18 protein-coding genes are annotated in these 23,936 nt (G+C 73.8%); 14 read left to right on the top strand and 4 right to left on the bottom strand.

Translation table 11 applies throughout. The annotated features are described in order from the left end of the window. Positions 1–39: 39 nt before the first annotated feature. Together H297_RS0112980 and H297_RS0112975 are read right to left on the bottom strand one after the other, a co-directional pair. The gene (locus H297_RS0112980) at positions 40–927 is read right to left on the bottom strand and encodes a siderophore-interacting protein (RefSeq protein WP_027737407.1); all 888 of its coding nucleotides are present in this window, start codon (positions 925–927) and stop codon (positions 40–42) included. 74 nt (positions 928–1,001) lie between these two features. Further along, a complete protein-coding gene (locus tag H297_RS0112975; protein ID WP_027737406.1) occupies positions 1,002–2,024 on the bottom strand; it encodes an ABC transporter substrate-binding protein in 1,023 nt (340 codons plus the stop codon). 166 nt (positions 2,025–2,190) lie between these two features. On the opposite strand from H297_RS0112975, the gene H297_RS0112970 reads away from it, so the two are divergent. The 6 genes from H297_RS0112970 (at position 2,191) to H297_RS0112945 (ending at position 7,700) form a co-directional block, all read left to right on the top strand. Next, complete coding sequence (locus H297_RS0112970; RefSeq protein ID WP_027737405.1) at positions 2,191–3,270, top strand: iron chelate uptake ABC transporter family permease subunit; 1,080 nt, start codon at positions 2,191–2,193, stop codon at positions 3,268–3,270. Next, a complete protein-coding gene (locus H297_RS0112965; protein WP_027737404.1) occupies positions 3,267–4,298 on the top strand; it encodes an iron chelate uptake ABC transporter family permease subunit in 1,032 nt (343 codons plus the stop codon). Before H297_RS0112970 ends, H297_RS0112965 begins: the two co-directional genes overlap by 4 nt. 59 nt (positions 4,299–4,357) lie before the next feature. Next, positions 4,358–5,245: an ABC transporter ATP-binding protein gene (locus H297_RS0112960; RefSeq protein WP_027737403.1), complete on the top strand. Its 888-nt coding sequence runs from the start codon at positions 4,358–4,360 to the stop codon at positions 5,243–5,245. Between the two features lie 89 nt (positions 5,246–5,334). Further along, a complete protein-coding gene (locus tag H297_RS44215) occupies positions 5,335–5,901 on the top strand; it encodes a hypothetical protein (protein WP_486589493.1) in 567 nt (188 codons plus the stop codon). 3 nt (positions 5,902–5,904) lie between these two features. Then, positions 5,905–6,711, top strand: a complete 807-nt coding sequence (locus tag H297_RS0112950) for a TlyA family RNA methyltransferase (RefSeq protein ID WP_027737402.1) — start codon at positions 5,905–5,907, stop codon at positions 6,709–6,711. A 50-nt stretch (positions 6,712–6,761) separates the two neighbouring features. Beyond that, a complete protein-coding gene (locus H297_RS0112945; protein WP_027737401.1) occupies positions 6,762–7,700 on the top strand; it encodes an NAD kinase in 939 nt (312 codons plus the stop codon). A gap of 60 nt (positions 7,701–7,760) precedes the next feature. Here H297_RS0112945 and H297_RS36085 read toward each other — a convergent pair whose 3' ends face one another. Continuing rightward, entirely contained in the window at positions 7,761–9,179 is a 1,419-nt protein-coding gene (locus H297_RS36085) for a S41 family peptidase (RefSeq protein ID WP_064744814.1), read from the bottom strand. Positions 9,180–9,464: 285 nt separating this feature from the next. Between H297_RS36085 and recN the strand changes: the two genes are divergently transcribed. Further along, positions 9,465–11,216, top strand: a complete 1,752-nt coding sequence (gene recN, locus H297_RS0112935) for a DNA repair protein RecN (protein ID WP_027737400.1) — start codon at positions 9,465–9,467, stop codon at positions 11,214–11,216. Positions 11,217–11,424: 208 nt separating this feature from the next. Beyond that, positions 11,425–12,651 (top strand): glycosyltransferase family 4 protein, encoded by a 1,227-nt coding sequence (locus H297_RS0112930; RefSeq protein ID WP_027737399.1) that lies wholly within the window; start codon positions 11,425–11,427, stop codon positions 12,649–12,651. Positions 12,652–12,760: 109 nt separating this feature from the next. Here the strand turns inward: H297_RS0112930 and H297_RS0112925 are convergent, their stop codons facing one another. Next, positions 12,761–14,593, bottom strand: coding sequence for a glycoside hydrolase family 15 protein (locus tag H297_RS0112925; protein ID WP_078513949.1), 1,833 nt, complete (start codon positions 14,591–14,593; stop codon positions 12,761–12,763). Between the two features lie 426 nt (positions 14,594–15,019). Here H297_RS0112925 and pyrG point away from each other — a divergent pair, with 426 nt between their 5' ends. From pyrG to H297_RS0112895, 6 genes are all read left to right on the top strand, one after another. Further along, on the top strand, positions 15,020–16,669 hold the full coding sequence (gene pyrG / locus H297_RS0112920; RefSeq protein WP_027737397.1) for a CTP synthase: 1,650 nt from the start codon (positions 15,020–15,022) through the stop codon (positions 16,667–16,669). 5 nt (positions 16,670–16,674) lie between these two features. Next, on the top strand, positions 16,675–17,313 hold the full coding sequence (locus H297_RS0112915; protein ID WP_027737396.1) for an NUDIX hydrolase: 639 nt from the start codon (positions 16,675–16,677) through the stop codon (positions 17,311–17,313). 199 nt (positions 17,314–17,512) lie between these two features. After that, entirely contained in the window at positions 17,513–20,053 is a 2,541-nt protein-coding gene (locus H297_RS41530) for a tetratricopeptide repeat protein (RefSeq protein WP_078513948.1), read from the top strand. A 461-nt stretch (positions 20,054–20,514) separates the two neighbouring features. After that, entirely contained in the window at positions 20,515–21,639 is a 1,125-nt protein-coding gene (ald, locus tag H297_RS0112905; RefSeq protein WP_158693669.1) for an alanine dehydrogenase, read from the top strand. A gap of 537 nt (positions 21,640–22,176) precedes the next feature. Beyond that, positions 22,177–23,241: a ParA family protein gene (locus H297_RS0112900; protein WP_486589499.1), complete on the top strand. Its 1,065-nt coding sequence runs from the start codon at positions 22,177–22,179 to the stop codon at positions 23,239–23,241. Next, the gene (locus H297_RS0112895) at positions 23,238–23,912 is read left to right on the top strand and encodes a hypothetical protein (RefSeq protein WP_027737393.1); all 675 of its coding nucleotides are present in this window, start codon (positions 23,238–23,240) and stop codon (positions 23,910–23,912) included. Before H297_RS0112900 ends, H297_RS0112895 begins: the two co-directional genes overlap by 4 nt. Positions 23,913–23,936: the final 24 nt, after the last annotated feature.

Genomic DNA, 23,936 nt, shown 5'->3' with positions numbered 1-23,936 from the left:
GCAGCCCGTGCGGTCACCTCACGCGGTGGCCGGTCCCGCTCAGGCGGTGGCGGTCGCCAGGGCCTCCGCCACGAGCTGTTCCTCCGAGGCGCCCAGGCGCCAGTACCCGGTGAACTTCACGGCACGGCGGTCCATACCGCGCTCGTGCACCAGGTGGCGGCGGAGCGTCCGGACGGTGGCGGCCTCGCCCGCCAGCCAGGCGTACGGCGTTCCGGCGGGCAGCTCGGCCGCGCGGACGGCCTCCACCATCCGCTCGGTCCGCGACCTGCCGGGCGCCTCGTCGCGCACCAGCCAGGTGATCCGCGCCGCGGAGACCGTCGGGAGATCCTGCACGTCCTCCAGGTGCGGGACCTCGGCGAACACGCGCACGGGCAGGCCGGCGGGCAGCCACTCCAGGATGGCGCCCAGCGCGGGCAGCGCCGTCTCGTCGCCGCTCAGCAGTACCCAGTCGGTACCGGCAGGCGGGCGGAAGTCGACGCCGCCGTTGTTCTCGACGACGGGCCCCAGCAGCGTGACCCGGTCGCCGGGCGCGGCGCGCAGCGCCCACCGCGAGGCGGGGCCCGTCTCGCCGTGCAGCGCGAAGTCGATGTCGAGCTCGTCGGCTGCGCCGTACTCACTGCCCCGCCGCAGCGCCCGCACCGTGTAACTGCGCATGATGCCGCGGATGTTCTCGTCCATCGCGCGCCAGGCGGGGAACCAGTCGTTGCCCGCGTCGGTGGGCACCACCGGCGCCGTCTGGCCGGGCTGCGGGAGGAACAGCTTGATGCGCTGGTCCCGGCCGCCGGAGGCGAAGCAGTCCAGCCGCGCGCCGCCGAGCGTGACCCGCAGCATGGTCGGGCCGAGCCGGCGCGTCCGTACCACGTGCAGATCGAAGAACTCGAACGGAACGGCGGGGGGCGCGGGCTGCGTCGTGGTGACCGTGCTCATCGTGTCTGCTCTTCCTTGAAGGGTGTGCGGGGTCGAAGGACTCTGGGCGGCTGGGGCGGGGCTTCGGCGGCCTGTCAGCGCACCTTCTTCGCCTTCTCGATCGCCTCGGCGAGGTCCTCCAGCAGCGGCGCCGCACCGGCGTAGGAGAAGCGCGGCTCGGCCGCCCACTGCGCGACCTGTCCTGCCTTGACGGCGGGCAGGTTGTTCCACGACGGCTTCGACTTGAGCGCCTTGGGCTGCAGGGACTGGGTGCGGTTGTCCAGGATGATCAGGTCCGCGTCGTACTTGTCCGCGTTCTCCCAGCTCAGTTCCTCGAAGTAGCCCTGCTTGCTGACCTTCTTCGGAGTGATGAGGTCGACGCCGAGCTGCTTGAAGTACTTCAGGTCCGCGTTGGCCTTCGGGTCGGAGACGTAGAACAGGTCGGGCGCGCCGGAGGCCGCCATGACGCGGATGTCGCCCCTGGCGGCCTTGCGCAGCCGCTCGGCGGCCTTCTCGAAGCGCGTCTTGGCCTCGGTGACGGACTTCGCCTTCAGGTCCGCTCCCAGCGACTCGGCGAGCTTGCCGAACTGCTGGATGATCTCGTTCATCGGCACGTGTGCGGCGGTCATGCCCACCTGCGGGGCGAGCTTGAAGATCTTGTCCTTGCTCTCGGCCGGGACGTAGAAGAACTCGCCCTTGTTGTACATGTTGCTGACCAGGAGCTGCGGGCGGACCTTGGCGTACTTCTCCAGGTCGAACTCGCCGAAGGCGTTGCCGATGATCGTCAGCTTCGACAGGTCGAGGTCGCCGGCGAGGACGTCCGGCTCGCCGTTCTTCTGCTTCGTCGGCCCGAAGACCCCGACGATCCTGTCCCGGACGCCGAAGTCCCACAGCGCGGCGGCCGTGCCGGTGTAGGCGACGATGCGCTCGGGTACGGCGCCCAGGCTGACCTTTTTGCCGCGGCCGTCGGTGAAGGACCAGCCGTCTCCCTTGGAGCCGCTTCCCGAACCCGAACCGTCGCCACCGCAGGCGGCGAGCAGCGCACCGAGACCGGCTGCGCCGCCCGCGGCCAGCAGGCCGCGGCGCGAGAGGTGGGGCGTAGAGGAGGGGCTGGGCATCTTCACGGGCCTTCTCTCACTGTCCTGACGACACACCGCGGGCATGCCGCGGATCATCCGTACGGGGCGGCCTGAGGCCGACTTCGCAGTTAGGCTAACCTAACCAAAGTCGTTGTTGTCCAGTGGCCGGGCGGCCCGATCTCCCGGCCCCGACCGGAGCGCGTACGTGACTCTCACCAAGTCCCCGCAGCTGCAAGCGGGTCCGGCGGCCGGAGGGGGGCCGCCGACCGCCGGGCCGGAACGGCCCGAGCGCGCACGCGCCTCACTCGCGCGGGCCGCCGGGCTGGTGGCCTCCCTGCTTCTGCTGCTGCTCGTCGTGCTGCTCAGCCTGGCCTTCGGGGCCCGGCAGCTCTCCCTCGTGCAGGCGTGGTCCGGGCTGGTCGACAGCGGCTCCGCGAACTGGACCGTGGTCCACGAGATGCGGCTGCCCCGCACACTCCTCGGCCTGCTCGCCGGGGTGGCCCTCGGCCTGGCCGGCGGCGTGATGCAGGCCCTCACCCGCAACCCGCTGGCCGACCCCGGACTGCTGGGCATCAACGCGGGCGCGGCCGCTGCCGTCGTCACCGCCCTCTCCTTCTTCGGCGTCGCCGGCTACACCGGCTACATCGGCTTCGCCTTCCTGGGCGCGGCTGCCGTCTCGGTGCTCGTCTACGCCGTCGGCGGCGGCCGCGGCGCCACCCCCGCCCGGCTGGCCCTCGCGGGAACGGCGCTGAACGCCGCCCTCGTCTCCTACGTGAGCGCCGTCCAGCTCATGGACAGCGCCTCGCTGGACCGGATGCGGTTCTGGCAGGTCGGTTCGCTGGCCCGCGCCCAGGACGCGACCGTCACCTCCGCGCTGCCCTTCATCGCCGTCGGCGCCCTCATCGCCCTGGCGCTGGCCCGGCCGCTGAACGCGCTCGCCCTCGGCGACGACGCCGCCCGTGCGCTGGGCTCCCGGCCCGCCCGGACGCGGGTGGCCGCCATCGTGGCCATCACCCTGCTGTGCGGCGCGGCCACCGCCGCCTGCGGCCCCATCGTCTTCGTCGGGCTGATGGTGCCGCACATGGTGCGCGCCCTGACCGGACCCGACCAGCGCTGGATGCTGCCCTACTGCGCCGTCCTCTCGCCCGTGCTGCTGCTCGGCGCCGACATCCTCGGACGCATCCTGGGGCGGCCCAGCGAACTCCAGGTCGGCATCGTCACCGTGGTGCTCGGCGGCCCGTTCTTCCTCTACTTCGTGCGCCGGCGGAGGGTGGCCCAGGCATGAGCGTCCTGCGCACCTCCGGCGGCCTGTCCGTCAGCTACCGGCCGCGGGCGCTGCTGGTCGGCGCGGGGTGCCTGGTGCTCGCCGCCGTCGCCGCCGTCCTCGCCATCGGCAGCGGCGAGTACCCCATGGCGCCCGGCGACGTGCTCCGCACCCTGGCGGGGCAGGGCGACCCGGCCGACGCCTTCATCGTGCAGGAGCTGCGGCTGCCCCGTACCGTCACCGCGCTGCTCGTGGGCGCGGGGCTGGGCCTGTGCGGCGCCGTCTTCCAGGCCGTGGTCCGCAATCCGCTGGGCAGCCCGGACATCCTCGGCTTCACCACCGGAGCCTCCGCCGGCGCGCTGGTGGCGATCGTCCTGGCGGGCGCCGGCAGCGCCTTCCTCGCGGGCGGCGCCGTCCTCGGCGCCCTGGCCACCGGCCTGCTGATCTACGCCCTCGCCTGGAAGGGCGGGATGCACGGCTACCGGCTGGTGCTCGTCGGCGTGGGTGCGACGGCCATCCTCACCGGCGTCAACAGCTACCTGATCACCCGCGCTGACATCACCGACGCCTCCCGGGCCGTGCTGTGGATGACCGGCAGCCTGGACGGCCGCGGCTGGGACGACGTGCTGCCGCTGGCCGTCGGCATGGTGGTGCTCGTCCCGCTGATCCTGCTCGGCTGCGGGCGCGCCCTGCGGATGATGGAGATGGGGGACGACGCCGCCGCCGCGCTCGGTGTCCGGGTGGAGCGCACGCGGGTGGCGCTGCTGGTCGGCGCGGTGCTGCTGGTGGCGCTCTCGGCCGCCGCCGCAGGACCCGTCGCCTTCGTCGCGCTGGTCGCCCCCCAGGTGGCCCGCCGGCTCACCAAGGCGCCGGGCCCCAACCTGCTGGCCTCGCTGAGCATGGGCGCGGCTCTGCTGATCTGCGCCGATCTGGTGGCCCAGCGGGCCTTCGCCGGCCACCAGCTGCCGGTCGGTGTGGTCACCGGCGTCCTGGGCGGCGGCTACCTGGTGTGGCTGCTGGCCACCGAACGCAAGGCGGGACGGATATGAGCGGCCGCACGGACGCGGGCACGGACGCAGGAACGGACACGAGGGAGGCGCAGGGGACGATGAAGACGGCGACCAGCTCGACGGACGAGGCGGCGGCGACGGGTACGGAGCCGGGTACGGAGGCCGCGCCCCTGCGGGGCGGCGCGGGTGCGGCGCGCGACGGGGCGGCGCGGCTGACCGGCCACGGCCTCACCCTGGCCTACGACCAGCGCACCATCGCCCGCGAGCTGGACGTGACCGTGCCGGACCAGTCCTTCACGGTCGTCGTCGGCCCCAACGCCTGCGGCAAGTCCACGTTGTTGCGCGCCCTGTCCCGGATGCTCAAGCCCGCGCAGGGCCAGGTCCTGCTGGACGGTCAGAACATCGCGGGCATGCAGGCCAAGGCGCTGGCCCGCACCCTCGGACTGCTGCCCCAGTCGTCCATAGCCCCCGACGGCATCACCGTCTCCGACCTGGTGGCCCGCGGCCGGTACCCGCACCAGGGGCTGCTGCGCCAGTGGTCGCGGGACGACGAGCGGGTGGTGGCCGAGTCGATGGCGGCCACCGGCGTCGACGACCTCGGCGACCGCTTCGTGGACGAGCTCTCCGGCGGCCAGCGGCAGCGCGTGTGGATCGCCATGGCCCTCGCTCAGCAGACGCCCCTGCTGCTGCTGGACGAGCCCACCACCTACCTGGACATCGCCCACCAGATCGAGATTCTCGACCTGTGCGCCCGGCTGCACGAGGAGGAGGGGCGCACGCTGGTCGCCGTGCTGCACGACCTCAACCATGCGGCCCGCTACGCCACCCATCTGATCGCGATGCGCGACGGCCGGATCGTCGCCCGGGGCGAGCCGCGCGAGGTCGTCACCGCGGAGCTGGTCGAGGAGGTCTTCGGCATGCCGTGCCGGGTCATCGACGACCCGGAGACCGGCACCCCGCTGGTGGTGCCCGCCGCGCGGCGCTGAGACCGCCGCCCGGAGTCCGGTACGACGGATTCCGGGTGCCGCCGATCGCGGTCGCCCCCGATGTCGGACCCGGGAGGTAGCGTCGGGGCATGAGCGAGTTCGCGCAGGGGGCCGGGCCCCGGCACGCCCCCGACCAGCACCGGTTCGAGGACGGCAGCGAGCGGCACCGCCCGCCGGAGCGCCGCGGAGCGTACGAAGCGTCCGGGCCGCGGGAGGCCGCTCCTGCGGCCGGGCCCGCTGCCCCTTTTGCCGCCGCTGCCGGCGCCGGGCCCGACGCCGAAGAGGACCCCGCAGCCCCGGGACGCTTCGCCGCGGCCGGTGCGGCGGAAACGGGGACCCCGGAGGCCGGTGCCAGAACGTCCGACGAGCCGACGGCCGGTGCGGGTGCGGCCGCCTCCGAGCACCCTTCCGAAGGGCCGGAGACCGGTTCCGGCGACCCGGAGGCCGACTCCGGCGCGGCGGAGGACGACGGTCCTCGGCCGCTGGGCGTTCCCCGGCGCCCCACCGGGTACGGCCCCGTCGACGGGCGGATGAAGCGGTTGGAGGACGCCGACCACCTCGCCGTCTCCGGCCACCAGGAGGTGTACGAAGATGTCCACCGTGGCCTGCGGGAGACGCTGGCCGCGCTGGACCGCCCCCACACCCCCCGGAGCTGACCCGTGGCACGACGCCGACTCGACGCGGAGCTGGTGCGCCGTAACCTCGCCCGTTCGCGGGAGCACGCCGGCCAGTTGATCGCCGCCGGCCGGGTCACGGTCGGCGGCAACGTCGCGGCCAAACCGGCCACCCAGGTCGAGACCAGCGCCGCCCTGGTCGTGCGGGAGGACGCGAGCGATCCGGGCTACGTCTCCCGGGGCGGCCACAAGCTCGCAGGCGCCCTGGAGGCGTTCGTCCCCCGCGGGCTGCGGGTGGAGGGCCGCAGGGCGCTGGACGCGGGCGCCTCCACCGGCGGTTTCACCGACGTGCTGCTGCGCGCCGGTGCCGGCCACGTGGTCGCCGTGGACGTCGGCTACGGGCAGTTGGCCTGGTCCTTGCGCAGCGACCCGCGGGTCACCGTCAAGGACCGCACCAATGTCCGGGAGCTGACGCTCCCGGACCTCGACGAGAAGCCCGCGGAACTCGTGGTGGGGGATCTGTCGTTCATCCCCCTGGGGCTGGTGCTGCCCGCGCTCGTCCGCTGCGCCGTGCCGGAAGCCGATCTCGTGCTCATGGTGAAACCGCAGTTCGAAGTGGGCAGGGAAAGGCTGGGCAGCGGCGGTGTCGTCCGCAGTCCGTCGCTGCGTGCCGAGGCGGTCCGCACGGTCGCCGGGCACGCGGCCGCCCTGGGTCTGGGCGTGCTGGGTGTCACCTGGAGCCCGCTGCCGGGGCCCTCGGGAAACGTCGAATACTTTCTGTGGCTGCGCGCCGGGGCCGACGACCTCGACCCGGCCGAAGTCGAGCGAGCGGTGGCGGAGGGGCCCAAGTGACCGAGGACAGCCGAACGACGACGCCCTCCGGCAGCACCGGCGCGGGCCCGGTGCCCCCCGCCGCGGCGGCCGACGACCGTACGGTCTTCCTTCTCGCCCACACCGGCAGACCGGCTGCCGTCCGCAGCGCCGAGCTGGTCGTCCAGGGGCTGCTGCGCTGCGGCATCGGCGTGCGGGTGCTGGACGACGAGGCCGCCGACCTGCCGCTGCCCGGCTCGGTCGAGGCAGTCGCCGCCAAGCCCGGCGCCGCCGAGGGCTGCGAGCTGCTGGTGGTGCTCGGGGGCGACGGGACGCTGCTGCGCGGCGCCGAGTTCGCCCGCGCCTCCGGCGTGCCCATGCTCGGCGTCAACCTCGGCCGTGTCGGCTTCCTCGCCGAGGCCGAACGGGACGACCTCGACAAGGTCGTCGACCGCGTCGTCTCCCGCGCCTACGAGGTGGAGGAGCGGATGACCCTCGACGTCCTGGTACGCAACGGCGGCGTCACCGCGCAGGGCCGCAGCGGCGGGCACGTCGTGCACGCCGACTGGGCGCTCAACGAGGTCTCCGTCGAAAAGGCCGCACGGGAGCGGATGCTGGAGGTCGTCATCGAGGTCGACGGCCGCCCCGTCTCCAGCTTCGGCGGGGACGGCGTGGTGTGCGCCAGCCCCACCGGCTCCACCGCCTACGCCTTCTCCGCGGGTGGGCCCGTGGTGTGGCCCGAGGTGGAGGCGCTGCTGATGGTGCCCATCAGCGCCCACGCCCTGTTCGCCAAGCCGCTGGTGACCGCGCCGGATTCGGTGCTGGCCGTCGAGGTACAGCCGCAGACGCCGCACGGAGTGCTGTGGGCCGACGGGCGCCGCAGCGTCGAACTGCCGCCCGGGGCGCGGGTGGAGGTGCGGCGCGGTGCCGTCCCGGTGCGGCTCGCGCGGCTGCACCACGCCTCGTTCACCGACCGCCTCGTCGCCAAGTTCGCCCTGCCCGTCACCGGCTGGCGAGGCGCCCCGCGCTGACCGGCGGGGCCACCTTCGCCGACGGCGGCCGGGCGCGCCGTGGCTCCCGCCGGCCTCCTGTCAACCTTCGGGCCGACGCCCGCCCAGCAGGTGGCGGGCCAGGCCGAGGGCGGAGTCCCGGTGGTGGGCGAACTCCTCCTCGGTGAAGACCGGGGTGCGGTGACGGGGCGGGATGCCCGTGATGTCGAATGTGCGGCCAGCGCGGGTACGGAACTCCTCGTTCGGCAGTACGAAGCTCCAACCCCCCGGCAGTGAGCGTTCCATCGTGTCGGAGAACACCCCCTGGGTGTTCTCACCGATCAGCACGGGCGCGGGGCGGCGGTCGAGCAGCGCCTGGGTGAAGGTCTCACCCGCGCTGACGGTCAGCCGGCCGGTCAGCACCGCCACCGGACCGGTGAAGACGGGGCCGTGGTGCGGGCGCACGGTCACCGGCTGCTCCGCGGTGAAGCCGCGGGGGTCCGCCGGATCGTTGCGGGCGCGCTTCGCGTAGGCACGGTAGGCCCGGTCGGTCAGCCGGGCGGCGACGCGCAGTCCGAGCCGGTCCGAGCCCCCGGCGTGGAAGCGGACATCGACGATCAGCCCCTTCATGCGCCGCACCCGGTGTGCGGTGAACACCTTGTCGAGCGCCTTGTCCATCGTCCGCGTGTCCCCGGCGAAGTCGCCCTTGTCGGTGAGGTCCTGCAAGCGGGTGAGCCGCAGGTAGCCGGTGCCGTCGGGAAGGTCCGCGAAGGAGACCGCCCCCTGGCCCCAGGTGTGCAGGGGAACCCCCACGGCCCGGGAGGTCGCTTTGTCGATGCGGGCGATCGACTGCGGTGTCGGGGCGGGGGTGCCCTGCCGCCTGCCCGCGTAGCGGCGCTCGCCCGCGATCAGCGCCGTGTGCGCGTCGTGCAACGGCGCGATCATCGCCCGCAGAATCGCGAAGAGCCGGGCGTCGGCGGTGTCCCGGTTGACCTTCGGCCGCCAGCGCGCGCGTGCGGCCTGCCAGTCGACGCCCCGCCGTGCGAAGAACGGGTAGTTCTCCGCGTAAGTACGCCAGAAGACGTCGAAGACGGCCCGCGGGTCGTCCTCGGGCTTCCGTGCGCACCGCTGCGGCAGCTCCGCGATCCGGTGCAGGGTCCGCCACCCCACACCGTCGGCGAACCGGAGCCGGGCCCTCCCGGCCCCTCGGGGTTCGAGGGTGACGGGAGCTGCACCCGCGACGTCGTACGTCCTTGTGCCGCTCGCCGCGGCCACGCCCGCTCGGCGGCCCGGCGTCCGCTCGGTGCCCCGCAGGGTGCCCGGCAGGCAGCTCGTCCGCGTCGTCTCGTACGTGCGCAGCTTGCCCTTGCCGACCGCGACGAGGAGCCCGTAGCCGTCCATCCGCCACAGCCCCGCCACCCGGCCCGCCGTGTGTGAGGCCGCATGCGCCGGAGCGGACGGTGTGGCGGGCCGCGACGGCCCGCACCCGGCGACGACCAGCACGCCGACGACCGCCGGCACACCGACACGGGCGGCTACCCGGCGCGTCCCGGACAAGTGCGGCCGAAATGAGACCGATCGGCGCAAGTACGGCCTGATGCGGCGATGCCGCAGGAAGCGGCGTGAACCTTGTGGAACGTCCTGAAACCTCATGAAGGACCCCGTGCATACGTGCGGAAACTGGGGCGCCGCGGGCTGTGCGAACCCCCGCGGACGTGCTGTTCGGCAGCCTGCCGGAGCCCGGTGCCCTCCCACGATCCGGCTACCACCCCGACCACAGGTGTGGCCACCACGAGGGAACCTCGTATGGTCGTATCCGTGTTGGAGGAGATGCGGATCAAAGCCCTGGGCGTGATCGACGACGCCGTTGTCGAGCTGTCGCCCGGCTTCACCGCGGTGACCGGCGAGACCGGTGCGGGCAAGACCATGGTCGTCACCAGCCTCGGACTGCTGCTGGGCGGACGCGCAGACGCGGCACTGGTCCGGGTCGGTGCCAAGGCGGCCGTCGTCGAGGGCCGGATCGCCGTGGCTCCGGAGGCGCCCGCCGCCCGCCGCGCCGAGGAAGCCGGTGCCGAGCTGGACGACGGCGCCCTGCTGGTCAGCCGGACGGTCTCGGCCGAAGGACGCTCACGCGCCCATGTGGGCGGGCGCGCCGTGCCGGTCGGACTGCTGGCGGAGCTGAGCGACGACCTGGTGGCGGTGCACGGCCAGACCGACCAGCAGGGCCTGCTGCGCGCCGCCCGGCAGCGCGAGGCCCTCGACCGCTACGCGGGGGACGCCGTGGCCGGCCCGCTGTCCGCCTACCGGACGGCGTACACCAGGCTGCGCGCCGTCTCCGCGGAGCTGACCGAGCTGACCACCCGGGCCCGTGAGCGCGCTCAGGAGGCCGACCTGCTGCGCTTCGGGGTCGAGGAGATCGAGGCCGCCGCACCGCAGCCCGGCGAGGACACCGAGCTGGCTGCCGAAGCGGAACGGCTCGGCCACGCCGAGGCGCTGGCGAGCGCCGCCACCGCCGGGCACGGCGCCCTGGCAGGCGACCCCGCCGACCCCGAGGGCGTGGACGCCGCCACCCTCGTGGCCGGTGCCCACCGGGCCCTGGAAGCGGTGCGCGCGCACGACCCGGCGCTCGCCGCGCTCGCGGACCGGCTGGGCGAGGTGCACATCCTCCTCTCCGACATCGCCGGCGAACTGGCCGGATACGCCGACGACCTGGACGCCGACCCGCTCCGGCTGGCCGCCGTCGAGGAGCGCCGCGCGACGCTGTCCCAGCTCACCCGCAAGTACGACGAGGACGGCGAGGGTGTGGCCGCCGTCCTCGCCTGGGCCGAGCGGAGCAGCGAACGGCTGACCGAACTGGAGGGCGACGACGACCGGATCGGTGAGCTCGGCGCCGAGCGCGACGCGCTCCGCGCCGAACTGGCCACGCTCGCTTGTGCGCTCACCGAGGCCCGCACCGACGCCGCCAAGCGGTTCGCGGACGCGGTCACCGAAGAACTGGCGGAGCTGGCCATGCCGCACGCCCAGGTCTCCTTCGATCTCAAGCACACCGAGGACACCGACGGGCTCGACATCGACGGCCGCAGCCTCGCCTTCGGTCCGCACGGCACCGACGAGGTCGAACTGCTGCTCGCCCCGCACCCGGGGGCTCCGCCGCGTCCCATCGCCAAGGGCGCCTCCGGCGGTGAGCTCTCCCGCGTGATGCTCGCCGTGGAGGTCGTCTTCGCCGACTCCGACCCGGTCCCCACCTATCTGTTCGACGAGGTGGACGCGGGCGTCGGCGGCAAGGCCGCCGTCGAGGTCGGCCGCCGGCTCGCCCGGCTCGCCAGGTCCGCGCAGGTCGTCGTCGTCACCCACCTTCCCCAGGTCGCTGCCTTCGCCGACCGCCACCTGGTGGTCCACAAGACCGACGACGGCTCGGTGACCCACAGCGGCGTCCGGACCATGGAGGGCGAGGACCGGGTACGGGAGCTGTCCCGGATGCTCGCCGGGCAGGAGGACTCCGAACTCGCCCGCGCCCACGCGGAGGAACTGCTGGAGGCGGCCCGCGCCGGCGCCTGAGCCCGGCCGGGACCCGCGGCTCGCGCGGCGCACCGGTGCGCGCGGGAGCGCGCGGAGAAGCGAACACGCGCTCACCCGTGTGAGTGGCAGTGGGCGGTCTCCGCCCCGAGGTGTCACGGTCCGGAACCGCGGTACGGTGCGACACCCGAGCGGCACCTGGCATCCTGGGCAGTCCCTCCCCCCGACCCCGCCCAGGAGCCCTCCTGCCGTGAGCCCGAGCCGCACCCCCGCCTCGCGCCGGTCCCCGGTCGGCGCGCGCCCGCCGCACGCCGTGCACGTACTCGGCGGCGCGGGCGACGGGAGCGGCACCCCCTCGGCCGGCGCCACCGCGCACGCGCGCTCCCTCGCCCAGGGGCTGAGCGCACGGGGTGTCCGGGTCACCGTCTGCGCCCGGCAGGACGGCGCCCTGCGGCACGTCTTCACCGGTACCGGCGCGGACTTCCGGGCGCTGCCGGGCCGTTCGGAGGCGGAGACGGCCACGGCGCTGCGGGCCGCCTGCGCGGACGCCGACCTCGTGCACGCGCACGGGCAGCACGCCGGGCTCCTGGCCGCCCTGGCGCTGGGCGGACGGCGCCACGGAGAGCTGCCGCTCGTCGTCGCCTGGCACCCCCCGCCGGGACCGGCAGCGAGCCAGGCCGCCCGTGCCGAGGCCGCACGCGACCTGGTGGCGAGACTGCTGGCCCGGCGGGTCGCCCGGGCGGCCACGGTCGTCCTCGGCGCCACCACCGCGCTGGTCGACGCCGCCCGCCGCAGCGGCGCCCGGGACGTGCGGCTGGCTCCCGCCCCGATCCCCGTCGACAATCCGGATGTCCCCGGGGCACAGGCGCCGCACGGGGACGGCGAGCAGGCTGCCGGGCACAAGGCACGGGCGGGGATCGGTGCGCTCGACCGCCCGCTGGTGCTGACAGCCGGCCGTCTCGACGGCCGGCGCGGACACGAGACCGCGCTGACCGCCTCCCGCGCCTGGCGCCGGCTCGACCCGCCGCCGCTGCTCGCCGTCGCGGGGGAGGGCCCGAAGCGGGCCGTGCTGCAGCGCCGTATCGACGACGAGGCACTGCCGGTCCGGCTGCTGGGGCGGCGCGACGACGCGCTGCAACTGCTGGCGGGCGCCGACATCGCGCTGCTGCCCGGGTACTGCCAGGGCCGCTCGCTGATCGCCCAGGAGGCGCTGCGCTGCGGGGTGCCGCTGGTGGCCGCCGACGCGGGTGGCGTGCCCGAACTGGTCGGGGACGCCGCCGTCCTGGTGCCCCGGGGCGACGCGGACTCCCTCGCGGCCGCCGTCCTGGCTCTGCTGGCCGACCCGGACCGCCGTGCGGCGCTCACCGAGGCGGGGCGGGCCCGCGCGCGGACGTGGCCGAGCGAGGACGACGCGGCGGCACAGGTCCTCAGCCTCTACGACGAGGTCGTCACCCGGCCCGCCCTCCCGGCCCGCTGAACAGGGCCCCGCCTGGTGACGCGGGAAGCGCGGCTCCCTGCCGACGGACGTGAACAGGCGGAGAACGGCGGCCCGGGGCGCCGTCACGCACCCCGGGCCGCCGTCCGCCTCACACTCCGTAGGCCCCCGAGGCGGTCAGTCGCAGGGCGGTGTCGATCAGCGGCACATGGCTGAAGGCCTGCGGGAAGTTGCCCACCAGCCGCTGGTGGGCCGAGTCCCACTCCTCCGCCAGCAGACCCAGGTCGTTGCGCAGGGACAGCAGCTTCTCGAACAGCTTCCGGGCCTCGTCCACCCGGCCGATCATGGCCAGGTCGTCGGCGAGCCAGAAGGAGCAGGCCAGGAAGGCGCCCTCCTCGCCCGCGAGACCGTCCACGTTCTCGCACGGCTCGCCGTCCGGGCCCGCCTCGGCGCTGGTCGGGTAGCGCAGCACGAAACCGTCCTCGGTGGACAGCTCCCGCTGGATGGCCTCGATGGTGCCGATGACCCGCTTGTCGTCCGGCGGCAGGAAGCCCATCTGCGGGATCAGCAGCAGCGAGGCGTCCAGCTCGCGGGAGCCGTAGGACTGGGTGAAGGTGTTGCGCTCCTTGTCGTACCCCTTCTCGCACACCTCGCGGTGGATCTCGTCCCGCAGGTTGCGCCACCGCTCCAGCGGTCCGTCCACGTCGCCGGACTCGATCAGCTTGACCGTACGGTCGACGGCCACCCACGCCATCACCTTGGAGTGCACGAAGTGCCGGCGCGGGCCGCGCACCTCCCAGATGCCCTCGTCCGGCTCGTCCCAGTGGTCCTCCAGGTAGCCGATGAGCTTGAGCTGGAGGAGCTGGGCGTAGTCGTTGCGGGCCAGGCCCGTCATGTGGCCCAGGTGCAGCGCCTCGACGACCTCGCCGTACACGTCGAGCTGGAGCTGGCCGGCCGCGCCGTTGCCGACTCGCACGGGCTGCGAGCCCTCGTAGCCGGGCAGCCAGGTCAACTCGGCCTCGGACAACTCGCGTTCACCGGCGATGCCGTACATGATCTGAAGGTTCTCCGGGTCGCCGGCCACCGCGCGCAGCAGCCACTCCCGCCAGGCCCGCGCCTCCTCCCGGTAACCGGTGCGCAGCAGGGAGGAGAGGGTGATGGCGGCGTCCCGCAGCCAGGTGAAGCGGTAGTCCCAGTTGCGTTCGCCGCCGAGCTCCTCGGGCAGCGAGGTGGTGGGGGCGGCCACGATCCCGCCGGTCGGCGCGTAGGTGAGCGCCTTCAGCGTGATCAGCGAGCGGATCACGGCCTCCCGGTAGGGGCCGTGGTAGGTACAGGTCTCCACCCAGTCGCGCCAGAAGTCCTCGGTGGTGCGCAGCGCCTCCTCCGGCTCCGGCAGGGGCGGCGGCTCGCGGTGCGAGGCCTGCCAGCTGATGGTGAGGGCCACCCGGTCGCCGGGCCCGACGGTGAAGTCGGAGTAGGTCGTCAGATCCTTGCCGTAGCTGTCGATCTCGGTGTCCAGCCAGACCGAGTCGGGGCCGGCGACGGCGGCAGTGCGCTGGCCGAGCTTGTGCACCCACGGCACGACCCAGCCGTAGGAGAACCGCATGCGCAGCGAGGACCGCATCCGGACCCGGCCGCTGACGCCCTCCACGATCCGCACCAGCTGGGGCGCGTGGGATTCGCGGGGAGGCATGAAATCGATGACGCGAACGGTGCCCCTGGGGGTGTCCCACTCGGACTCCAGTACCAGGGAATCGCCCCGGTAGCGGCGGCGGTCGGACCGCGGCGGGTCGCCGCCCGCCGGGTGGGCGGGGCCCACCCGCCAGAAGCCGTGCTCCTCGGTGCCGAGCAGGCCCGCGAAGACGGCGTGGGAGTCGAAGCGTGGCAGACACAGCCAGTCCACCGCCCCGTCTCTGCCCACCAGGGCCGCCGTCTGCATATCCCCGATGAGTGCGTAATCCTCGATGCGCCCAGCCACGTGCATCTCCAGTCGAACGAAAACGAACTGCGACGCCCCCGCGGGACGTGCTGGATGACCTGTGCGTTTCTGTCTGTCCTTGGCAAGTGTCCGTGCAGGATACGACGCAGCGATCCCTTCCGCCCGACGGTCGGCTGAGTCTGTCTGCGCCGATGGGGTGACCTTCGCTACCGCGTTCACCTGCCGCGACGCGGCCGTCACACTGGGGCGCCCGGGGCCGCGCCCGGGCGGGCCCGCCGACGGTGGCAGCCGCGGCGGTCCGACGGCACTGTTACGCTGGTAGCCCGTGGAGCGGTGGGCATGCGAATGCGATCTGTTCGAGACGGCAGCCCCCCGAACCGCAGCGAGGCCGCCTCGGGAAGCCCATCCCGGTCGATCCCAGGATGCCGCCTCCGCACCCCACCAAGCGACCACGGGAGCCCCCTCTTGGCCATGCCGCCTACGTCCATGACGACCAAGCACCTCTTCGTCACCGGGGGTGTCGCCTCCTCGCTCGGCAAGGGGCTCACCGCCTCCAGCCTGGGCGCTCTGCTCAAGGCGCGGGGCCTGCGGGTGACCATGCAGAAGCTCGACCCCTACTTGAACGTCGACCCGGGGACGATGAACCCCTTCCAGCACGGCGAGGTGTTCGTCACCAACGACGGCGCCGAGACCGACCTGGACATCGGCCACTACGAGCGCTTCCTCGACGTCGACCTCGACGGCACCGCCAACGTCACCACCGGCCAGGTCTACTCCACCGTCATCGCCAAGGAGCGGCGCGGCGAGTACCTGGGCGACACCGTGCAGGTCATCCCGCACATCACCAACGAGATCAAGAGCCGCATCCGGCGCATGGCCACCGACGACGTCGATGTCGTCATCACCGAGGTCGGCGGCACCGTCGGCGACATCGAGTCGCTGCCCTTCCTGGAGGCCGTCCGCCAGGTCCGCCACGAGGTGGGGCGCGACAACGTCTTCGTCGTCCACATCTCGCTGCTGCCCTACATCGGCCCCTCCGGCGAGCTGAAGACCAAGCCCACCCAGCACTCGGTCGCCGCCCTGCGCAACATCGGCATCCAGCCGGACGCCATCGTGCTGCGGGCCGACCGGGACGTGCCCGTCTCCATCAAGCGGAAGATCGGGTTGATGTGCGACGTGGACGACGCCGCCGTCGTCGCCTGCAAGGACGCCCGCTCCATCTACGACATCCCCAAGGTCATCCACTCCGAGGGCCTGGACGCCTACGTCGTGCGCAAGCTCGACCTGCCCTTCCGGGACGTGGACTGGACGCAGTGGGACGACCTGCTGCGCCGCGTCCACCAGCCGGACCACGAGGTGACCGTCGCCCTGGTCGGCAAGTACATCGACCTGCCCGACGCCTACCTCTCGGTCATCGAGGCGCTGCGCGCGGGCGGCTTCGCCAACCGGGCCCGCGTCGAGATCAAGTGGGTGACCTCCGACGACTGCCGCACCCCCGAGGGAGCCAAGCGGCAGCTCGCCGACTGCGACGCCGTCTGCATCCCCGGCGGCTTCGGCGAGCGCGGCGTGGACGGCAAGGTCGGCGCCATCACCTACGCCCGCGAGAACCGCGTCCCGCTGCTGGGCCTGTGCCTGGGCCTCCAGTGCATCGTCGTCGAGGGCGCCCGCAACCTGGCCGGCATCAAGGACGCCAACTCCACCGAGTTCGACCAGTCCACCGCCCACCCGGTGATCTCCACCATGGAGGAGCAGCTCGACATCGTCGCAGGCGAGGGCGACATGGGCGGCACGATGCGGCTGGGCATGTACCCGGCCAGGCTCGCCGAGGGGTCGATCGTGCGCGAGGCCTACGACGGCGCGGCCTGCGTCGAGGAACGCCACCGCCACCGGTACGAGGTCAACAACCACTACCGCGCCGAGCTGGAGAAGAAGGCCGGACTCGTCTTCTCCGGCACCTCGCCCGACAACAAGCTGGTCGAGTACGTCGAGTACCCGCGCGAGGTCCACCCCTACCTGGTGGCCACCCAGGCCCACCCCGAGCTGCGGTCCCGCCCCACCCGCCCGCATCCGCTCTTCGCCGGCCTGGTCAAGGCCGCCGTCGCGCGCCGGCAGGGAGAATGATCCCTATGGCCACCCGCATCTCCGACACCCCCGAGGAGTGGGAGGTCACCGCGACCTCCACCCCCTTCCGGGGCAACAAGACCGGCGTCCGCACCGACCAGGTCGTCATGCCGGACGGCTCCGTCGTCGGCCGTGACTACCAGACGCACCCCGGCTCCGTCGCCATCCTCGCCCTCGACGAGAAGGACCACGTGCTGGTCCTCAACCAGTACCGCCATCCCGTCCGCGAGAAGCTGTGGGAGATCCCGGCCGGACTCCTCGACGTGCCCGGCGAGAACCCGCTGGCCGCCGCCGAGCGCGAACTGTACGAGGAAGCCCACATGAAGGCCGAGGACTGGCGGGTCCTCGTCGACGTCTACACCACGCCCGGCGGGAGCGACGAGGCCGTACGGATCTTCCTGGCCCGTCAGCTCTCCGAGGCGGCGGGGGAGCGCTTCGAGGTCTCCGAGGAGGAGGCCGACATGGAGATCGCCCGCGTGCCCCTCGAAGAGCTCGTACGGGGCGCCCTCGCCGGCGAGCTGCACAACAACTGCCTCGTGGTGGGGTGTCTCGCGCTGAACGCGGCGCTCACCAGCGGCGGCGGACCGGGCGCCCTCCGGCCCGCCCAAGCGCCCTGGCCTGCGCGCCCGTTCGCAGCGCAGTGAGCACCGGGCCCCGCTCCCCGTCGCCGGGAGCGGGGCCCGCTCCGCGCCCCTGAGCGCGGCGCCCCGCTCGTGAGCCGATGTGGTGATTTTCGGCACGGTGGCGCAGCCCGTTGACCCCGGCCGGCAGCACGCGGTGAACTACGCTCGCTACCGATCCGACCCGCGCACACCAGGTGAACAGCGAACGGGAGCGTAGCCCGTGACAGACCAGGCGGTGGAGCCCACAGCCACGGGGCGGCGCCCCCACCCCTTCACCGGCCGCGACCGCGAACTCGGCGCCCTGCGCGAGGACATCGAACGCGTCGGGCTGCACACCCTCTCCGGCCGCCCCCTCCCGCACTGCCGCATCCTGCTGATCGCCGGCACACCCGGCTCGGGCCGTACCTCCCTCGCCGAGGAGTTCGTCCGCCGCATCGCCGACCGCTACCCCCGCGGCCTGCTGCGGGCCCGCCTCACCGATCCGGGCGGCACCCCTGTGCCGACCGAACGCACCGCGCGCGACCTGCTGGCCGGCCTGGCGCGACTGGACACCCGGGACACCCGGGGCCGCGCCGCGCCCCGCCCGCGCGACATCCGCCTGCCGCCGGCGCCGCCGCCCGGCGCCGACGAGGCCGCGGTCGCGGAGGCGTTCCGCACCGCCCTCACCCGCCGCGGCCGCACCGTTCTCCTCCTGGACGACGTGGCCGACACCGACCAGCTCCTCGACCTGGTGCCCGAGAGCCGCGACTGCCTCGTCGTCGCCGTCTCCACGGGCCCCCTGACCGGCGTGCCCGACGTGCGGCCCTGTGCCCTCGGCGGCCTCGACCGGGCGAGTGCCGTCGCACTGCTGGCCCGGTACGCCGGCTCCTCGCCCCGCGTCACCGTGGACCCGCGCAGCGCCGAGGTGCTCGCCGAGCAGTGCGGCGGCCTGCCCGCGGCCCTCCTGCTGGTCGGCAGGTGGCTCGCCGCCCGCCCCAAGCTCTCCCTCCTGGAAGCCTCCCGGGCGCTCGCGGACCACTCCGAGCCGGCACCGCCGCCGTCCGGCGGTCCGGACGTGGCGGGCGAGCGGGCGGTGCCCGGTGACGGCGCAGGGGAAGCCTCCGCTGCCGCGGAGTTGCGCGACGTCCCCGCTCGCGGGGAGGGCGGTGCGGACGCCGGACCTCCGAGCTTCCCGACCGACGGCGAGCCGGCGGCCCCGCGTGGGAACCCGGCAGCCCGCACCGCTCCGACTGCCCCCGGCACACCAGCCGCACCCGCGTGCGCGGCCCTCGACGACCACGGACTCCCGCGGGAACAGGCGACCGGGCCGGGAGCGGTCGCGCCGGGGCCGCTGACGCGTGCCTTCCGGCTGGTGTACGGCTCGCTGTCGCGTCCCTCCGCCAGGCTGCTGCGGCTGCTCTCCCTCGCGCCCGCCGGGTTCGTGGACCCGCAGACCGCCTCCGCACTGGGCGGGTGCTCCGTGAGCACGGCCTGCCTCGCCCTCGACGAGTTCGCACGCGCCGGCCTGCTGCGGGAGCTCGGTGCCGACCGTTACCAGGTGCCCGGCTGCCTCGATTCGCTGCTCCGCGCGGAGCTGACGGCCGAGGGGCGGCCCGGTGAGGTGCTGCTGGCCCGGGCCCGGCTGCTGGAGCGACTGGTACGCCGACTCCAGGCGTGCCGCGACGTGTGCGAGCCCGCCGGTTCGCCGGGCCGCAGACGCCTGGCGGACATGCCGCGCGGGCTGCGCTTCAGCCACCCGGGCGAGGCCCGCGCCTGGCTGGAGGCGCGGCGTCCCGCGCTGCTGGCGGCCGCGGGGATGGCCGTCGCCCAGGGCGGTGGCCGGCTGGACACGCTCGCCCGCCGCCTGGTCTCCGCGCTGGCCCGCGCCTTCGAGGCGCACCGCACGCCGGAGGAGGCCGCCCCCGAGCTCTACCGGCTGCACGAGCTGATGCTGCGGGTGGCCGAGCGGGCCCGTCTGCACCGCGAGCGGGCGGCGGCCCTGCTCCACCTCGGCGACCTGGACGCCCGCGCGGACCGGTTCGAGGAGGCTCTGGTGCGGTACCGGGCGGCACTGGACGCGGCGCGGGACGGCGACGACGCGTGGGCTGCCGGCCGCGCCATGGACGCGCTGGGCGGCAGCTATGCGGAGCTGGACGACTGGGAACGGGCCGCCGACTGGTACGGCAGGGCCCTGGCGCTGCGGCTGACCCGGGACGAGCACGCCGACCGGGAGGCGGCCGCGCGGCTGCACGGCCGCCTGGGCACGGTCCACGCCCACGCCGGGCGCTGGGACGAGGCGCTGCGCGCCTGGCGGGCCTCGGCCTCGGCGTTCCGCCGGCTCCACGACCCGGGGGCGCAGGCCCTGGCCCTTGCGGAGGCCGCCCGTGTGCAGGAGCGCGCCGGGCGGCAGCACGAGGCGCTGCGCTCCTGCGAGCAGGCGCTGACGGCGGCACGTGGCGCCGGGGACCCCGCACTGGAGGCCGGCCTGGAACGGCGGGCGGCCGAGGTGTGCGAGCGGCTCGGCAACCTGCGGGCGGCCCGGGCCCACCGCACCGCCGCCGCCCGCCTGCTGGGGGACCCCGCCCCGGCCGGACCCCGTCCCCCCGCGGCCCCCACCGCGCGGGCCCCGGTCCCCGCCCCGGCTCCGGCGCCGGACGGGGAAGAGCCGCGTCCCGGCACAGGCGTCCCCGGGGAGGCCGACGGTCCCGACGGCGTACCCACGGGTGGGCCCGCCGAGCCGGTGTCCCAGGACGCCGACGGCGCGTCGAGCGACGGACCGTAGTACCCGCTCTCCCTCCGTATCCCCTGCCGCCCCGTGCCCGCCGGAACCATCGGCACTCCGCGCGTGCGGGCCGCAGGAGCCCGCGTGGCCCGCACTGCGAGCACACCGGTGGGGCACGGGTGCGGCGTGCATCGAGCCGGGCTGCGGGGTGCGGGCACCGGCGCCATCCGGAATCCACCGGGAGCCGGGCGGTCCAGGGGGGAGGCGGGCAAGAGGAGGCCGGTGCCGGGGTACCCCGAGGGCAGTGACGAGGGCCACTCGGAGGGCCGCCGGGCGGGCCACCACGGGCCCGGCAACCCGCAACCTGCGAAACGTATAGCAATCTTCGAAAAGATCGACTGTTTGTAAGGCTAGACAGCTAAGCCTCCTTCATTAAACTGGTCGAGCCGTGGTCCCCCCGGTGTTTTCGAGCATGTGCGACCCGGCGTCCCTACAGCCTTCTGCACCCTGAGTGAAGGACCGTGATCGACGTGAAGGTCGGTATCCCCCGCGAGGTCAAGAACAACGAGTTCCGCGTCGCCATCACCCCCGCCGGGGTGAACGAGCTGGTGCGGAACGGCCATCAGGTGTTCGTCGAGAGGAACGCCGGGGCGGGCTCCTCCATCCCGGACGGTGAGTACACCGCTGCCGGCGCCGCCGTCCTGGACACCGCCGACGAGGTGTGGGCGACCGCCGACCTGCTGCTCAAGGTCAAGGAGCCGGTCGCCGAGGAGTACCACCGGCTCCGCAAGGACCAGACCCTGTTCACCTACCTGCACCTCGCGGCCTCCCGCGAGTGCACCGACGCCCTGCTGGAGTCGGGTACCACGGCCATCGCCTACGAGACGGTCGAGCTTGCGAACCGCACGCTGCCGCTGCTCGCGCCGATGTCCGAGGTCGCGGGCCGCATCGCCCCGCAGGTGGGCGCGTACCACCTGATGGCGTCGGCCGGTGGCCGCGGCGTGCTGCCGGGCGGGGTGCCGGGCGTCAATCCGGGCCGCGCGGTGGTGATCGGCGGCGGCGTCTCCGGCTGGAACGCGACGCAGATCGCGGTGGGCCTCGGCTTCCATGTCACGCTGCTGGACAAGGACGTCAACAAGCTCCGCGAGGCCGACAAGATCTTCGGCAACCGGGTGCGCACCATCAGCTCCAACGCCTTCGAGCTGGAGCGGGCGGTCCTGGAGGCCGACCTGGTCGTCGGTGCCGTGCTCATCCCGGGCGCGAAGGCTCCCAAGCTGGTCAGCAACGATCTGGTCTTCCGGATGAAGCCGGGGAGTGTTCTTGTCGACATCGCGATCGACCAGGGCGGCTGCTTCGAGGACGCGAAGCCGACCACGCACGCCGAGCCGACCTTCCGGGTGCACGACTCGGTCTTCTACTGCGTCGCCAACATGCCCGGCGCGGTCCCGAACACCTCCACGCACGCGCTGACCAACGCGACGCTGCCGTACATCGTCGAGGTCGCCAACCGCGGCTGGCGCGAGGCGCTGCGCCGCGATCCGGCGCTGGCCAAGGGCCTCAACACCCACGACGGCGAGGTCACTTACAGCTCCGTCGGGGAGGCGCACGGCTTGCCGGTGCGGGACGTGGCGACGCTGCTGGGCTGAGCCGGCCACCCGGCGGCGGCCGACCGGGACGAGGAGCGGACCGAGGCAGGGTCCGCCCCCGCGGTCAACCCGCGGAGTCAACGTCGGCAACATCACGTCACCGTCCGGACCTTGGAGGGAGGGCCCGGACGGTGACGTCGTCATACCTCCGTACAGCGGCGCCGATTCGCCGAGAATGGCACCGTCTCACCGATTTGACCCCCGGTGAAACGGAGCTCGGGTCACCCGGTGGCCTCTTGACACGGGGGTGCGCGCATACCGACACATCGTGCCGTCTCCGGCGGATTGTGTTGCTGCGGACCGCCGACACGCCATAGAGTCGCCAACCGTCGGCATGGTGTCACGCTGACTAGTCGAGAAATTTCCTGGTCACCATTGGAGGTAAGACGACTTGTGAACGAGTCGACATTTTCTCCCGGGGGTGGTCAACCAGGAGCGCCTGTGCGAGGCCAGGAATCCTTGGGTCCCACAGGGCCCGAGGGTGTCGGCTCCGTCGCTGTCCGCACCTTCGCGGCCCACCAGAATCCGACGCCCACCATGACAGCCAACCAGAGCACGGACGGCCAACACGTGAACGCCACGGCCGGCGACGCTACGAACGGTCAGTCCGCCGAGCGTTTCGCCGACTACACGGAACCGCACCACGACACCCACTACGGCGAACTGCCCGAGGGCCACTTCTACGATCCGGACGCGGAGTACGAACCCGATCCGGAGTACGCGGCCACGCTCGCGCCCGACGCGGCCCGCCAGCGTCGCGAGCGCATCGGCCCGACCGGACGGCCGCTGCCCTACTTCCCGATCCCCGGCCCCGTCAACGAGCACGGTCCGGCCAAGATCATCGCGATGTGCAACCAGAAGGGCGGGGTCGGCAAGACGACCTCGACCATCAACCTGGGCGCGGCGCTCGCGGAGTACGGACGGCGGGTCCTGCTCGTCGACTTCGACCCGCAGGGCGCCCTCTCCGTCGGCCTCGGTGTCAACCCGATGGAGCTGGACCTGACGGTCTACAACCTCCTGATGGAGCGCGGCCTGGCCCCCGACGAGGTGCTGCTGAAGACCGCCGTCGCCGGGATGGACCTGCTGCCCAGCAACATCGACCTGTCGGCGGCCGAGGTCCAGTTGGTCAGCGAGGTGGCCCGCGAGTCGACGCTCCAGCGTGCCCTGGGCCCGCTGATGAACGACTACGACTTCATCGTCATCGACTGCCAGCCCTCGCTCGGCCTGCTCACCGTCAACGCGCTCACCGCGGCGCACAAGGTGATCGTCCCGCTGGAGTGCGAGTTCTTCGCGCTGCGCGGCGTCGCGCTGCTGACCGAGACCATCGAGAAGGTCCAGGAGCGGCTCAACCCGCAGCTGGAGCTGGACGGCATCCTGGCGACGATGTACGACTCCCGCACCGTGCACAGCCGCGAGGTGCTGGCCCGCGTCGTGGAGGCGTTCGACGACAACGTCTACCACACGGTCATCGGGCGTACCGTCCGCTTCCCGGAGACCACCGTCGCCGGCGAGCCCATCACCACGTACGCCTCCAACTCCGTCGGTGCCGCCGCCTATCGCCAGCTCGCCAGGGAGGTGCTCGCCCGGTGCCACGCCGAGTGAGTCTCCCGGCAGCCGACGAATTGTTCCGTACGACCGGTGGCGCCGCGGTCCAGCCGTCGGCGCCCCAGCAGGGGCCGTCCTCACAGGTCGGCCAGGCGAACGGCGAGACCTCGAAGGCGTCGCAGCGGGAGGCCGGCCCCGCGCCGTCCGCCGCGCCCAAGGTGCCCGCGCCCGCCTCCGAACCGGCGGCCGAGTCCGAGGGGGGCGAGCACACCGCGGCCGGTGACGCCGACGGTGAGGCGGGCAGCCCTGCCGAACACGCGGCCCGTCGCGGCCGTACCGCCGACCAGTCGGACTCTCCGCGTGCCACTGCGCCGCCCCCGCAGGGCGGGCCCGCACAGGCCGAGCGGTCCGCACGGCGCGGCTCCACCAAGAGCCGTGGCGCCGGGGGCGCTTCGGCGTCCGCCGGTGCCGCCTCCGGCTCGGCCCCCCGGCGCGGTCGCGCGGGCCGCCGCCCCAGCGGCCGAGAACGCCACGACGAGAAGATCACCGTCTACGTCTCGGCCGAGGAGCTGATGGATCTCGAACACGCGCGGCTGGTGCTGCGCGGCGAGCACGGACTGGCCGTCGACCGCGGCCGGATCGTGCGCGAGGCCGTCGCCGTGGTCCTCGCCGACCTGGAGTCGCGGGGAGACGCGAGCATTCTCGTACGGCGGTTGCGCGGGCGCTGACCTGCTTGCCAGTACGCTGCCTGC

The sequence above is a fragment of the Streptomyces sp. CNT360 genome (assembly GCF_000424785.1).
This window is presented reverse-complemented; position numbering and strand designations above follow the sequence as displayed.